General features: G+C 65.7%; 1 protein-coding gene. It reads right to left on the reverse strand.

Annotated elements, in window-relative coordinates:
• A partial coding sequence (locus HKX41_13470; GenBank protein NNC25143.1) for a dienelactone hydrolase family protein occupies positions 1 to 236 on the reverse strand: 236 nt, incomplete at both ends.

The raw sequence follows: 236 nt of genomic DNA on the forward strand, positions 1-236 counted from the left end.
TGTCGGCGACCAGCACCACGTAATCGTCGCCGGCGATCTCGCCGGCGCGCTTGATCGCGTTGTCGGTCACGCCCATCCAGTTGGGCACCATCACCAGGCCCGGACGCTTGATCGCGTTGACGTCGTCGTAGACCAGCACGCCGCTGAAAGTCTCCTCGCCGACTTTCCACTCCACCGGCTTGGATTTGATCGCGGCGAAGGCGGGCGAAGCGCACAGGGCGAGCAGCAGAACGGCG

It is taken from the genome of Salifodinibacter halophilus, from assembly GCA_012999515.1.
GTDB classification, from domain to species: Bacteria; Pseudomonadota; Gammaproteobacteria; order Nevskiales; family Salinisphaeraceae; genus Salifodinibacter; species Salifodinibacter halophilus.